General features: G+C 54.5%; 11 protein-coding genes. 2 read left to right on the forward strand and 9 right to left on the reverse strand.

Annotated features, from left to right (window positions below):
- The 4 genes from A3L09_RS00220 to A3L09_RS00240 form a co-directional block, all read right to left on the reverse strand.
- Entirely contained in the window at window positions 1-1,323 is a 1,323-nt protein-coding gene (locus tag A3L09_RS00220) for a tripartite tricarboxylate transporter permease (RefSeq protein ID WP_088857062.1), read from the reverse strand.
- Between the two features lie 5 nt (window positions 1,324-1,328).
- Window positions 1,329-4,310 carry an OB-fold nucleic acid binding domain-containing protein gene (locus A3L09_RS00225; protein ID WP_088857063.1) on the reverse strand — a complete coding sequence of 994 codons (2,982 nt, stop codon included), beginning with the start codon at window positions 4,308-4,310 and terminating at the stop codon, window positions 1,329-1,331.
- 213 nt (window positions 4,311-4,523) lie between these two features.
- The gene (locus tag A3L09_RS10920; RefSeq protein ID WP_198362276.1) at window positions 4,524-5,192 is read right to left on the reverse strand and encodes an OB-fold nucleic acid binding domain-containing protein; all 669 of its coding nucleotides are present in this window, start codon (window positions 5,190-5,192) and stop codon (window positions 4,524-4,526) included.
- Window positions 5,193-5,618: 426 nt separating this feature from the next.
- On the reverse strand, window positions 5,619-7,481 hold the full coding sequence (locus A3L09_RS00240) for a S9 family peptidase (protein ID WP_088857065.1): 1,863 nt from the start codon (window positions 7,479-7,481) through the stop codon (window positions 5,619-5,621).
- Window positions 7,482-7,547: 66 nt separating this feature from the next.
- Between A3L09_RS00240 and A3L09_RS00245 the strand changes: the two genes are divergently transcribed.
- Window positions 7,548-7,874 carry a hypothetical protein gene (locus tag A3L09_RS00245; protein ID WP_088857066.1) on the forward strand — a complete coding sequence of 109 codons (327 nt, stop codon included), beginning with the start codon at window positions 7,548-7,550 and terminating at the stop codon, window positions 7,872-7,874.
- Here the strand turns inward: A3L09_RS00245 and A3L09_RS00250 are convergent.
- Window positions 7,842-8,489 (reverse strand): serine/threonine protein kinase, encoded by a 648-nt coding sequence (locus A3L09_RS00250; protein WP_088857067.1) that lies wholly within the window; start codon window positions 8,487-8,489, stop codon window positions 7,842-7,844. The two genes, A3L09_RS00245 and A3L09_RS00250, sit on opposite strands and share 33 nt — an antisense overlap.
- Window positions 8,490-8,543: 54 nt before the next feature.
- Here A3L09_RS00250 and A3L09_RS00255 point away from each other — a divergent pair, with 54 nt between their 5' ends.
- Window positions 8,544-8,771 (forward strand): Lrp/AsnC family transcriptional regulator, encoded by a 228-nt coding sequence (locus A3L09_RS00255; protein WP_088857068.1) that lies wholly within the window; start codon window positions 8,544-8,546, stop codon window positions 8,769-8,771.
- 78 nt (window positions 8,772-8,849) lie between these two features.
- Here the strand turns inward: A3L09_RS00255 and A3L09_RS00260 are convergent, their stop codons facing one another.
- From A3L09_RS00260 to arcC, 4 genes are all read right to left on the reverse strand, one after another.
- Complete coding sequence (locus tag A3L09_RS00260) at window positions 8,850-9,197, reverse strand: hypothetical protein (RefSeq protein ID WP_088857069.1); 348 nt, start codon at window positions 9,195-9,197, stop codon at window positions 8,850-8,852.
- A gap of 128 nt (window positions 9,198-9,325) precedes the next feature.
- Window positions 9,326-10,000 carry a TIGR00153 family protein gene (locus A3L09_RS00265; RefSeq protein ID WP_088857070.1) on the reverse strand — a complete coding sequence of 225 codons (675 nt, stop codon included), beginning with the start codon at window positions 9,998-10,000 and terminating at the stop codon, window positions 9,326-9,328.
- A 4-nt stretch (window positions 10,001-10,004) separates the two neighbouring features.
- On the reverse strand, window positions 10,005-11,216 hold the full coding sequence (locus A3L09_RS00270; RefSeq protein WP_088857071.1) for an inorganic phosphate transporter: 1,212 nt from the start codon (window positions 11,214-11,216) through the stop codon (window positions 10,005-10,007).
- Between the two features lie 115 nt (window positions 11,217-11,331).
- Entirely contained in the window at window positions 11,332-12,282 is a 951-nt protein-coding gene (arcC, locus tag A3L09_RS00275) for a carbamate kinase (protein ID WP_088857072.1), read from the reverse strand.
- Window positions 12,283-12,330: the final 48 nt, after the last annotated feature.

Raw genomic sequence — 12,330 nt, forward strand, 5'->3', positions numbered from 1 at the left:
TCACCCCAGTCCGAGGAGGTGCATGAAAGCACCCGTATGTCCAGTCATGCTTACAAGCACTGGAAGGATGAGACCTCCAAGGCAGTAGCTTCTCCTGGTGTTGAACGCGGCCGCCATAAGGCCTATCACCGTCGAGACGAAGAGCACCACCACTCCCATCCAGCCTGTAAGCAGGTAGGAGATCACAACGAGCACTGCCGCGACGAAGTAGGAGACCTTCTTGATGTGCATGACGTTGAAGCTTCTGGCTATCACTACTGAGAGGGCGTAGGTGAACAGGAAGCTTATTCCAGCGGCGAGCAGAATGACGCCGATAGCGGCTATGTACTCGGAGTAGCTCTTGGGAGTGTATATGGAGCTCACCAGCCACGCCCCAGCTCCCCTCGTGAGCCTCAGGTTCGGCAGGAAGAGGAGCGAAAAGGCACCCACGTAGTAGAGAACCCTGTTCACACCCTGGCTGATGATGAAGGCGTCGTCACCGCGCTGGCTCGTCATGTGGCCTGCTACCAGCGCTCCCATACCTCCCGTGATTATCGGGTAGACCGCGGCTATTGTCCCTCCGAGGGCACCTCCAAAGCTGGCCTTCAGGGTGTTGTAGATGCTGCTCTCAATCATATCCTCCGGCTTCTGCGGTAGCATCGGGGGGTTTGAGAGGATGTTGAGTATGACCCACGACATTCCGAAGAACCCTATGAACATAGGTGTGAGCCTCGTGTAAGCGCTCGTCGTTGGGAGTACGCTGGTGTTCATGACTATGAACCCGAGTATTCCGGAGATGAAGAACACGAGGATTCCGCCGAGTATCTGCCTCCACGCCAGCCACAGCCTCTCTTTCACCGTTCTCCCCCTGTCCCCCTCCTTTGGCCACTCGCTCATGAACATGAAGAGCACTATTGCCGTCAGGAAGTACGTGATGTACGGACTCGTTGCCTGGTATATCGGCGGGAGGACCTTGGGGAAAATGAAGAGCATTCCAAGGACGAGAATGAGCGTTCCTGAAACGGCTCCGATGAGGTAGAGCAGCACCGCTTCGTGTCCCCTGCCAAGGAGGAGGTAGCGCTGGGTCGGGAAGAGGAGGAAGACTGCACTCTCATCCGCCACACTGAAGTAGACGCTGGATATGGCGCTGACGTAGGAGTAAGCCACTATGGCCCCAAGACCAAAGAAAGGAAAGGCCTCAACCGGCATCTTCTCCCCGACCCCAAAGACTGCCACCAGTAAGGCTATAATGTTGTAGATATGAAAACCGGGGATCCAGGATATCAGCGAGCCGAAGAGCACCCCAGCGAAGGACCAGATTAAAATATCTGAAAGGGGAAGCATGGGCATCACCTCACCTGGATGGCATCGGCGGTGTACGGTATGACCTCAACCGCACCCCTGTACTCCGAAACGTAGCCCCCTACCTTGACCCTCTGCCCCTCGCTGAAGGTGAGGTCTCCGGCGACGCTCTTTGGAATAAAGATCACCAGCTCGCCGCTTCCGTCGTCTATCGTGAGCTTGATGAAGCTCTTTCCGTTATAGACGTCCTTGATGGTGCCCTCTACGACAACGGTCCTGCCTTTGAGGTCAAGAGTGACGGCTCCAGTCTTGTAAGACTCCGCTGGTACGGCCTCGACGACGGTGAGGGAGATTACTTTCTTCCTGTCGGCGTCGTAGGTTATCCTTATCCTGCTGCCGGTTCCAGCCTCGAACGGGTTCGGAAGGAGCTCGCGGCTGATCGAGAGAGTGGCGTTTCCTGTGTCGTCACTGACAGCGATATAATAGCCGCTCTTGTAGGCTACCCCCTCCCAAACGACCGTGAGGTTCACCTGGCCGGTGGCAGATGAAAGCTCCGAAACGGTGACTTCTTTTGCGGTTTCAGTGGCTCCTCCCTGTGATGGCACTCCCTCGACCTTCACCGCCTCTGTATTGTACACAACGAGCTCCGGCGCACCCCTGTATTCTTCCACGTAGCCCGCCGTGTACACCACAGCGCCTTCGGTGATGTTCAATCCCGCACCGCTCGGTATGAAGACCGTTACCTTTCCACTGCCATCGTCAAGGGTCAGTTTGAGGTTGTTTCCAACGGTCGAAACTTTAACAGCCGTCGCGTTGAGGGCTATGACTTCACCCTTCAGGTCGAGCGTAACGTCTCCAGTCCTGTAGAGCTTCGGCTGAACTGCATTCGCAACTTCAAGGGAAGTCGCACTGCCCGAGAGCGGATCAACGACGATCCTGAGGATGCTTCCGGTGGCCGCTTCAATCGGGTTCGGGAGAAGCTCCTTCGTCGCCGTTACGGTCGTGCTTCCGGTGTCGTCGTGAACCGCGAGGTAGTACTCACCGTTCTCGTAGGAGATCGAGTCCCAGGCAACCGTCAGGAGGAGCGGTTCAACGGCACTCTTAAGGTCTGAAACGGTGCCCTCAACGGGTCCGGTCTGCTCGATCTTCCCGATCGCCTCGGGATGGAAGACGACAACCTCCGGCTCGCCGCGGTAGAGCTCAACGTAGCCGCCTATCTCGACCAGGTCGCCCTCCTGCGGGACGTAGGTCAGCTCGTCGGCGGTGGTTCTCGGCACGAACACCGGGAGGTTGCCAAGGGTTATCTTGAGGTTGCCGCTGAGGTTCGCGACGTCTGTGACCCTGCCGGCAACGACTATCACCCTGCCGACCATCTCAGGGGTAACGCTGTCCGGACGCATCTGGACCGGAGGAACCGCCGTTTGTACCGTTAAGGACTCTCCCTTGAGGTGATCCGGATCTCTGACGAGAGCCCTGATGACCAGAACGCTTCCATCGCCAGCTTCGAGCGGGTTGAGGGCCATCAGAGCGTCCCTTGAGATCGAGACCGTGACATTATCGACGTTCAGGTAGTAGGTTCCGTTGGCGTAGGTGAGGCCCTGGAGTGTGCCGATGAAATCGACGAGCTTTCCTGTGTAGCCTTCAAGCTCGGAAGCTTTAACCTTCGGAAGCTGAACCTCCGATGGGCTGACCGGCCTTCCTAGGGCCTTTATTCCCTCTCCCGTGTAGACGACTATTTCCGGACTGCCGCGGTACTCGTCGAGGTAGCCGGCAACTTCAACACCGAGACCTTCCTTGAGGCCAGAGAGCGTCTCGTTGGACAGCTCCCTGAGAGTGGCCGATGGTATGAAGACGTCAATCCTTCCGGTTCCATCGCTGATTACCAGCTTGAGGTTTGAACCGACCTTCTGAACCTCCTCAACGTTGGCCCTGACTGCAACTATCGTGCCCTTCATATCGGGCGTCAGGACTCCCACGGGCAGGAACTCAGTATTAACGGGTTTGACCGCTTTGAGGTATGCTCCAACGAGCCTGCCGTCGTCGCCCATCTTTCCGGCGGCCTTGACAAGGCTTCCGCTCGCTACCTCGAACGGGTTGAGGCTGGCCAGAACTTCCCTAGGAACGAGCACTTCAAGGTAGTTGACGCCATCCGTTAAAGTGATGACGTAGCGGCCGTTCTCATATGATATGCCGGTGAGGTTGCCCTGGACTGACATGACCATTCCAACGTAGCCCGAGGCCTCAGCTAGAGGAACGAGCGGCGCGCTCTCTATCGGCGTTACGTTAAACTGCTCAAGGGACCTGACGACGATTTCAGGGGAGGTTCCCTTGTAGAGGTAGACGATGCCGGGCGCGTAAACGGTGTCCCCGACTTTTACTGAGACGTTGTTTTTGATGAGGAGGACTCTCGGTATGAGGACCGTAACTGGGGCGAGTCCGGTATCCACGGTTAAGAGATAGCCAGAGCTGACGTTGGAGAGAGCTGTAACGATGCCCTGCACGGCAACGTAGGTGTTGCTCATGTTTTCAGTTAGCTCCTTAACCGTCTCGGGATTCTCGGAGTAGAGCTTACTGTTGAACTTGAGTCCCTCAAGGTACTGGAGCATGGCGTATGTGTAGGTCTCCCTAACGCGCAGCTGCACCTCAGCAGTGACGTTGTCCCCGGGGAATGGAACCATCCCCCTCTCGATCATCTCATCAGCGAGCGGTGAGTAGACCCTAACGTCCATCTGCCCCGTTCCATCGTCTATCGTAAACGTCAGAGAGAGCTTGCCGCCTGATTCGGAGACGTAGGGAACGCTCGCGACAGTTCCGCTGAGCCTTACAACCGCGTAGTTCATCATGTAGTTGCCCGTGACTTCCTTCACGTCCATGAGAGGGGCCTGTGCACCCTGAGCGACAACTAGCAGAACCGCGACCCCAATCACTGACAGCAGAAGCGAAAGATACTTCAGTCTCGATACGTCGAGCTTCTTTTGCTCTTTTAAACCGTGATAATATAGCTTTTTCTCTTCCTTCTCGCCGGCCATAAGCGTACCTCCGATTATTTAACGTAGCAGGTTGGTTGATGGATGACCCTTTTAACATTTTCGTGTCGAAGGAATCCAAAGGTGGGCAGAAATGGGCAGGATTCAACATGACTTCATGACATCGTAAACGTCCCAAACTGGCCCCCAGGCAAAAGTGAATAGAGCAGTAACCACGCCTCGGCGAGAAAGTCGAAAAAAGCAAAAAATATGGTATCAGGAGAGTAGCTCAACGCACTCCGGCCTGTAGGGGATTATCTCTATCGTCCCCCTGTATTCCGTTATGTAGCCGCTTATCCTGACTGAGACACCGTTTGTGAGGCCGTCTTTTATATCCTGCGGCAGGTCGTAGGCAACCGAGCCTGGTATGAATATCGTCACGTTGCCCGTTGAGTCAGCCAGAACGAACTTGAGGTTTGAGCCTATGGTCTGGAAGTTCGTGACGTTGCCCTCCACAACGGCGGTCGTCCCAATACGATCGAAGGTGACCTCCGAAGTGTGGAGCAGTGGGGAAGGCTCCGCCTCGACGATGGACACGTTTAGCACCGTCAAAGCCCCAGCGTCAACGGTGAGATCAAGAAGACTGCCCGTGCCCGCCTTGGAAGGATTTGGGATAATGGACCTTTCAACGGTCAGGTTAACGGTTCCGGTGTCATCCCCGACCTCCATCAGGTAGTTGGGCTTCGAGTAGTAGAGCCTGAACCAGACCACCCTAAGATGAACCTCCCCGCTTGCCGAAGAAAGCTCAGCGACGGTAATTGCTGACGGGGCAGCAGTGGTGGTTGTTGTCGTAGTGGTGGTAGTTGTGGTGGTCGGGGGAGTCGTCGTTGTAGTTTCCACCGGGCTCGTTGTGGTAGTGGTCGTGGTAGTTGTAGTGGTCTCCATCGGGCTTGTTGTGGTGGTTGTAGCGGTGGTTGTTGTCGTAGTGGTGGTTTCCACTTGGCTCGAGGTTGTGGTTGCAGTCGTAGTGGCGGACCCGCTGGTCGTAGTAGTGGTTGGAACGGTCGTGGTCGTAGTGGTGGCCACGGCTGTGGTTGAAGGGCTCGACGTTGTGGTTACATGGCTTGAAGTGGTCGTTTCGGAGGGAGTTGTAGAGGTTGTCGACGTGGTTGAAAGGGCCGTCGTCTGGGTTGTCGTTGAAGAGGGGCTCGAGGTAGTGGTTTCGCTTCCACCTCCCCCAATACAGCCGAGGGAGAGGACCAAAAGGCCAAGAACAAACAGCACCAGTAGCTTCTTCCCGTGGATGTTGGATCACCTTTATCAAGATACACCAACGTGTATATAGGCCTTTCTCTAAAAGAATAGAAAAGATCAGGATTTCAAGATCTCCTCAACGTCAAAGCCTTCCTCATACTTCTTCAGCTTCCTCTCGAAGAACTCCACGAAGAGCTTGTACCTCTTTGCCCTGTGCTTCGGCTTCCCCCGTATACTGTGGCCGTGAGCTCCCCTCTTGAATATCGCAATGTAGGCCTCCTTGCCCATGTCCCTGAGCACGTTGTAGAACATCAGACTTTGGTCGAGCGGGCAGCGGTAGTCCTCAAGCGAGTGGATGAGGAGGAGCGGAGCCTTAACGTTCTTCGCGTAGAAGAGAGGGCTTAACTTCCTGTAGTTCTCGTTTTCAAGCGGGTTTGCTCCAATAACCTCAACGTCGTACCAGAGGCCGATATCGGAGAACGCGTGGCTGGTGAGCCAGTAGCTTATGCCGTTCTCGCTTATTCCAGCTTTGAAGAGGTCGCTCTGAGTTACCGCCCAGTTGGTCATAAAGCCGCCGTAGCTTATGCCCGTTATTCCGACCCTCTCACGATCCGCTTGAGGCTCGAGCTTGAGGAACTCCTCTATTCCGGTCATTATGTCCTCGAAATCTTCCAAGCCAGTCCTTTCGAGAACTCTCAAGGCAAAGTCCTCATCGTAGCCGTCGCTCCCACGCGGGTTCACGAAGAGCACATAATATCCCTTGCTCGCCATCAGCTGCATCTCGTACTTGAAGTAGTGGCCGTACATTCCCTTCGGCCCGCCGTGGACGAAGACTATTACCGGAGCCTTCTCGTCATCTTTTAGTTCGGGCTTGATGTACCAGCCGTCTATCTCGAGGTCCTTGCTCTTAAACCTGAAGGGTCTCGGCTCAAAGGTCTTCAGCTTTTCAAAGATAGGCCCGTTGTAGTCGGTCAGCTGCTTCAGCTCGCCGTCGTAGAGGTACAGCTCCCTTAAGCGTGTGGCCGTCTCGATGAGGAGGGCAACTCTGCCATCGTGAACGTCGAAGCCCATTATCCAGTGGTCTCCCACGATGATGGGTTTAGCTTCTCCATCCCAGAGATAGAGGTTCACCCTGCCGGCATCAGGAACGGTGAAGTAGACCTTACCGTTATCGAGCTTCGCACTTCCGGTGTCAAGCGGGCCTTCGTAGACTGGTTTGAGTTCACCGTCCCAGAGGTAAAGCCAGTCGTGCTCGCTCATGAACTTCTTCTCCCTCTTCCCGCGGAGGAGGATGGTTTTTCCGTCGGAGTCAACTGCCTCAAAGGATACCCTCTCGAAGAGCTTTTCCTCCTCACAGTCCTTCCAGAGGTAGATGTCCCAGAACTTGAAGAGGGCCGGCTTGCTTCCCTCCCTGTGCGGGACGTTGACAACAATGGTATCGCCGTGCCATATGCCACTGGAAAAGCGCGGCTTCTCGAACTCCTCAAGGATTTCTTCACTTTCAGTGTCGAGTATCCAGAAGGTTGTTTTCTCGCCATCGAGGAAGCCCATGTTGTCGAACCATACTGGAACGTCGTCATCAAATACAAAGTCCTCGTCGTCCCTCCTCTTGAAGCCCACAACGAGGAGTCTCCTCGAGTCGTCGTTCCACTGGACCGAGCGGATGTTTTTTGCCGAGAGGACTTTCTTCGCGCTGAGGGTTCCCAAGTCGGCAACCCATATCTCGCTCTCCTTCTTCTCCTCGTTGGAGCGTATGAAGGCGAGCTTTTTGTCATCGGGAGAAATCCTCGGCATCGAGGCGTTCTCGATAAAACTCCTGGCGCCGGTTTCAAGGTCTTCAACAACGATGGTGCTCTCGTACTTGTCCTCCTTCACGTTGACCTTCGTCAGAACGTAGGCAACTTTGCTTCCCCTTACCCTCGGGTCGCCGAGGTAGGCAAACTTAGAAAAGGTCTCCTCATTCCATTCGATACTGCTCATAACGGTATCACCCAACTCATAGAGAGGCTTAAAAGTATTTAAGGCTAACCCCTCGGAGGTGGGAACATGAGGGAAACCACAGCCGTGGCAGTGATATTCACGACCGGCATAGTCTTTGCACTCCTATTCAAAACATACTGGGGGGTAGTTTTCTCAGCACTGGGGATACCCTCGTACCTGGCTTACGTTGCCAGGGAGCAGAACATCCTCGCGAAGTCCAGGCTCTACGACAGGGATCTGTTTCTGATGACGGGTATAGCGATAGCCGTGATTCTCGGGTTCGACTACCTCTGGGATCCCAGGGCAGGATTGATAGTCCTAGCGGTAGCGGTTCCGCTCCTAGCGCTCTACGCAGACAGGCTAAAGACTGGAAAGAACGCGCAGAAGTCCTGAGACCTTCCCCGTATTCTTGTAAACCCGCACTTCTTTCTTCATCCGCTCCAGAAAATCCACATCGATCCCAAACTTCTCTCTGACGCGCTTGGAGATGGTGTTATCGCTGAGGAAGATCATGGCCACAGCTGAGGTCAGGTTCTTCGGCTTCCTCCAGTTGGCCTTCTCGAAGTCTATGAGGAAAATCCGATCGCCCACTATTATGTGCTTCCCGCCCTGGATCTGACCATGGTCGAGTCCCAATCGGTCGAGAAGGGCAGTTTTCTCCACTATTTCAAAGAGGTGGCGTTTTTTTAGATCCGCGTGGAGGATAATCTCGCCCTCCGCGAACTCCCGGATGATGTACTCAAGGCTCCCGAACTTCCCGTACGCAACGAGGGGGGGCGTTATTCCAAACGGCTCCAAGGCCCTTATTATATCCGCTTCCCTTGCGAAGTTCGACCTCGGGGAATCCGGTCTCTGGAGCTTAATTATGACGTTTTTTTCACCCATTTTTGCCCTAAACACCACGCTGGTAGTCCCTTTCGAGAGCGGGGAGAGTTCACCGACCCCAATCCGCTCCAGATCCTTCGAAAACTCCTCCAACACTGCCCCTGGTATCAGGTGTTCGAACATAGGCCTCGATAAGCTTAAATACCCCCTCGAATAAAATACTTTTGGTGATAGCCAATGGTGACGGCTTTTATTTTGATGGTTACGGCCGCTGGAAAGGAAAGGGAAGTCATGGAGAAGCTTCTGGCCATGCCGGAAGTTAAGGAGGCCTACGTGGTCTACGGGGAGTACGACCTCGTCGTTAAGGTTGAGACCGAGACGCTCAAAGACTTTGACCAGTTCATCACAGAAAAGATAAGGCGCATGCCCGAGATCCAGATGACATCAACGATGATAGCCATCTGAGGTTCTTTCTCACGGCTCCTTTCTCTTTCCAAGTTTCAGTCCGATTCTTCGTGAAATGATAGAAAAGGGATTAAGCCGTCATTTGCCACGGAGGCTTATGTCGAGCTTTATGGGGCTGTTGCCCTCGTTCCTGATGACAACATTCCAAGAACCCTCGGGGAGCTTCACGGTCTCCTTAACCTCCGTAACGTTCTCTTTCTCAAAAATCTCCCGTGATCCGTCAGGGGAGGCTATCAGGAGGGTAAACGGGCCGCTTCCGGAGACCTTAACCTCCAAGTCCACCGATCCCCTAAAGGAGTACCTGAGCTCCTTATGCGGTCCGATCATCTTGCCCTTTGAGTAAACGAAGTTTCCTCCCCCCATGCATCCGGCTACGAGGACCACAAGGAGCAAGCTGACTAAAAGGACGACACTCCCTCGACTCATTCCCACTCCCCCACTCATAACTAACTATCCTCGCAGTAAAAATGACCACAGGGAATTATAAATTTATCCCAAAGCCATTATCATAAAGGTGAGGGAAGGAATAAAGCCGATAAAACAGATGCCAGCGCTCACTTGTTCATCATCAGCCGTATCCTCTCGGCGGCGTCTTTGGCCTTATCTGAGATGTTGCTGAGGGTTCTGGCAACGTTCAGTATGTAGGTTCCATCGCCCCACGTGAGCTCGTCTTCCCTCTCAAAAACGGTTCTCATGAGTTCCGTGTCAAGGCCGTCTATCCTGCTCTCGACGCCCTCTATCTCGTGGATTATTTTGTACTCCTTTTCGATCTCCGATTCGGAGAAGCCGCTCTCGATCACCCGGTCCATCTGCACTATCGCCTCGTAGACGAGCTTTGCCGCCTTAATGCTCTCCGTCCCCATATTCAGTACGATCTCCTTGATCTCGAGGGGGATCGCCCTCGGGCGCTTTATCAGGAGCCACTTTGCAGTGTCCTCTGCCGCATCCGCCACCTTATCCTGCATGTGGAGGTATATGAGAACGTCCTCCCTCGCGACGGCCATCATGAGCCTCGAGCTTAGAGAATCCCTTATCTCCTCTTTTATCCTGTCGGCAACGTCTTCAAGCCTATCTACCTCAACTGCGAGCTTCTTCATCTTCTCATAGTCGCCCTCGTACCAGGCCCGGAGGGCCCTCTCAAGGGTCTCAACGGTCTGGATGACCACTTCCGCGTGCTTTATCAAGGGTTTAAACGGACTCTTCGCAAAGAGTTTGGTCCACACCTGCATGGTATCACCCCACGAACATGAGGACTTCGAATATGATCGCGCTTATTACGGCCGCGACCGGAACCGTAACGAACCAGGAGATTATTATGTCCCTAACGATATCCTTGTTTATTGCCTTTACTCCCCTGGCGAGCCCAACGCCTATGACGGCACCAACGACAACGTGGGTTGTCGAGATTGGAAGCCCCAGCCAGCTCGCCACTAGCACAACGGTGGCGGCGGAGAAATCTATGGTGAAGCCGCGCGTGTTGGTAAGTTCGGTTATTTTCTTGCCGACGGTCTCCATGACGCGGTAGCCGTAGGTGGCAACTCCAACCGCTATGCCAAGGCCGCCCATTGCCAGGATCCATCTTGGAACAGGAACCTTCATCCCGGTCATCCCCATAGTGGCCACGGCGTAAACTGCCGCGACTGGACCTATCGCGTTTGCAACGTCGTTGGCACCGTGGGCAAGGGCTACGTAGCCAGATGTTATGACCTGGGCTTTCTTGAATATGGCCTCAACCCCAATGAACGGGTCGCTACTTGGGAAGCGGAGCCTTACGAGGAAGTAGGTTATCGCAAAAATCACAATCCCCACGGGAATTCCGTAATGAACTATCCCCACTCTGAGGTCCTTCCCGTGGAGAACCTTCATGTAGAACATGGTCCCAATGACGACGAAGGCCAGCCCTATCCAGAAGGGGGACCATATTCTCGCACTTCTAACGGGGTCTCTCCGCTCGAAGATGCTCTTCGTGAACGTCTTGAAGACTAGGTAGGCGATTATGGCGCCGATTATTGGGGAGAGTATCCAGCTGAGGACGACCTGGGTCATCCGGGTCCAGTTGACTATTGACGCTCCAGCGTAGACTATTCCATAACCCACTATCCCACCGATGATCGAATGAGTGGTCGACACGGGAAGGCCGAACTTCGTCGCTATGACCAGCCAGAGGGTCGCGGCCAGCAGAGCGGCCACTGAACCGTATATCAGAACGTTCGGATCCGCTATCTTGGCGGGGTCTATGATCCCTTTCCGTATAGTCTCGGTAACGCTCTTTCCAAAGAAGTAGGCACCTGTGAACTCAAGGACTCCAGCTATCACGACAGCCTGCTTCGGAGTTATTGCCTTGGCACCAACCGCGGTGCTCATCGAATTAGCCGCGTCGTTGGCACCTATTGCCCAGGCCATTGAAAAGCCCACTGCTATCGTCACCAGCAACCATGGGTCCATCAGCCTCACCGGAGAAGGCTGAGGGGGCATCTATAAATATCTTGCCGCAGTAAAATATAGTCAGCAATATAGGACATATAGGGATACATAGAAAATATAGCGGGCAAAGGAAGGATCAGCCCCTAACTACCTGGGTTCCGGTCTTCCCTTCGAGGGCCTCAACAGCCCTATCGAGGGAGGCTATAACAGCCCTTTCCCCGCCCCACTCGACGAACCTTATCGCCGCTAGAACCTTCGGCCCCATGCTACCCTTCTTGAAGTGACCCTCCTCATAATAGCGCTTCAGATCCTCAACTGTCACCTCGCCAAGCCACTTCTCGTCGGGTTTCCCGTAGTTCACCGCCGCACCGTTCACGTCGGTCAGGATCATGAAGATATCCGCGTTGACCTCCTCCGCAAGCCTCTCGCCCGCGAGGTCTTTGTCTATCACAGCCTCAACGCCCTTAAGCTGGCCTCCCTCCTCGATGACTGGAACGCCTCCACCACCGCTTGCTATCACTATGAACCCCTTTTCCACGAGGTCAACTATGACGGGAGCCTCCACGTGTCCCTTCGGGTCGGGGCTCGGAACAACGCGCCTCCATCCCCTTCCAGCGTCCTCTATCACCGTCCAGCCCTTCTCCTTCGCAAGCCTTTTCGCCGTTTCCTCGTCGTAGAAGGGACCTACCGGCTTGCTCGGGTTCTGGAAAGCTGGGTCGTTTTTGTCAACGATGGTCTGGGTAACAATGGTTGCAACGGGCTTTTCAACGCCCCTCCTCCTGAGCTCGTTTGCTATGGCCTGCTGGATCATGTAACCGATCTGCCCCTGGGTCATGGCCCCGGCAACGTCCATCGGCTGAGCCGGAATTCCATGGACGCTCTGCCCGGCGTCCATGTGGAGGAGCAGGGCACCGACCTGCGGTCCGTTGCCGTGGGTAATGACAACCTCGTAATCGTTATCGAGTATTATGTCAACGATCTGCTTAGCGGTCTTCCGGACGTTCTCCATCTGCTCATCATAGGTCCCCTTCTGTCCTCGCTGGAGTATGGCGTTTCCGCCGAGCGCTATAACCACCCTTTTCTTCATTAACCTCACCTCCCGATGAACAGCTCAGTTTAAGGGCATAAAAACGTT

The organism is Thermococcus profundus (genome assembly GCF_002214585.1).
Classification (GTDB): domain Archaea; phylum Methanobacteriota_B; class Thermococci; order Thermococcales; family Thermococcaceae; genus Thermococcus; species Thermococcus profundus.

What these genes read in the sequence shown, in the direction of transcription:
- A3L09_RS00240 (WP_088857065.1), bottom strand. Translation starts at nt 7,481, where the DNA reads ATGAGCAGTATCGAATGGAATGAGGAGACCTTTTCTAAGTTTGCCTAC.
- A3L09_RS00260 (WP_088857069.1), bottom strand. Translation starts at nt 9,197, where the DNA reads ATGAGTCGAGGGAGTGTCGTCCTTTTAGTCAGCTTGCTCCTTGTGGTC.
- A3L09_RS00225 (WP_088857063.1), bottom strand. Translation starts at nt 4,310, where the DNA reads ATGGCCGGCGAGAAGGAAGAGAAAAAGCTATATTATCACGGTTTAAAA.
- A3L09_RS00250 (WP_088857067.1), bottom strand. Translation starts at nt 8,489, where the DNA reads ATGTTCGAACACCTGATACCAGGGGCAGTGTTGGAGGAGTTTTCGAAG.
- arcC (WP_088857072.1), bottom strand. Translation starts at nt 12,282, where the DNA reads ATGAAGAAAAGGGTGGTTATAGCGCTCGGCGGAAACGCCATACTCCAG.
- A3L09_RS00270 (WP_088857071.1), bottom strand. Translation starts at nt 11,216, where the DNA reads ATGGACCCATGGTTGCTGGTGACGATAGCAGTGGGCTTTTCAATGGCC.
- A3L09_RS00255 (WP_088857068.1), top strand. Translation starts at nt 8,544, where the DNA reads ATGGTGACGGCTTTTATTTTGATGGTTACGGCCGCTGGAAAGGAAAGG.
- A3L09_RS10920 (WP_198362276.1), bottom strand. Translation starts at nt 5,192, where the DNA reads ATGGAGACCACTACAACTACCACGACCACTACCACAACGAGCCCGGTG.
- A3L09_RS00220 (WP_088857062.1), bottom strand. Translation starts at nt 1,323, where the DNA reads ATGCTTCCCCTTTCAGATATTTTAATCTGGTCCTTCGCTGGGGTGCTC.
- A3L09_RS00265 (WP_088857070.1), bottom strand. Translation starts at nt 10,000, where the DNA reads ATGCAGGTGTGGACCAAACTCTTTGCGAAGAGTCCGTTTAAACCCTTG.
- A3L09_RS00245 (WP_088857066.1), top strand. Translation starts at nt 7,548, where the DNA reads ATGAGGGAAACCACAGCCGTGGCAGTGATATTCACGACCGGCATAGTC.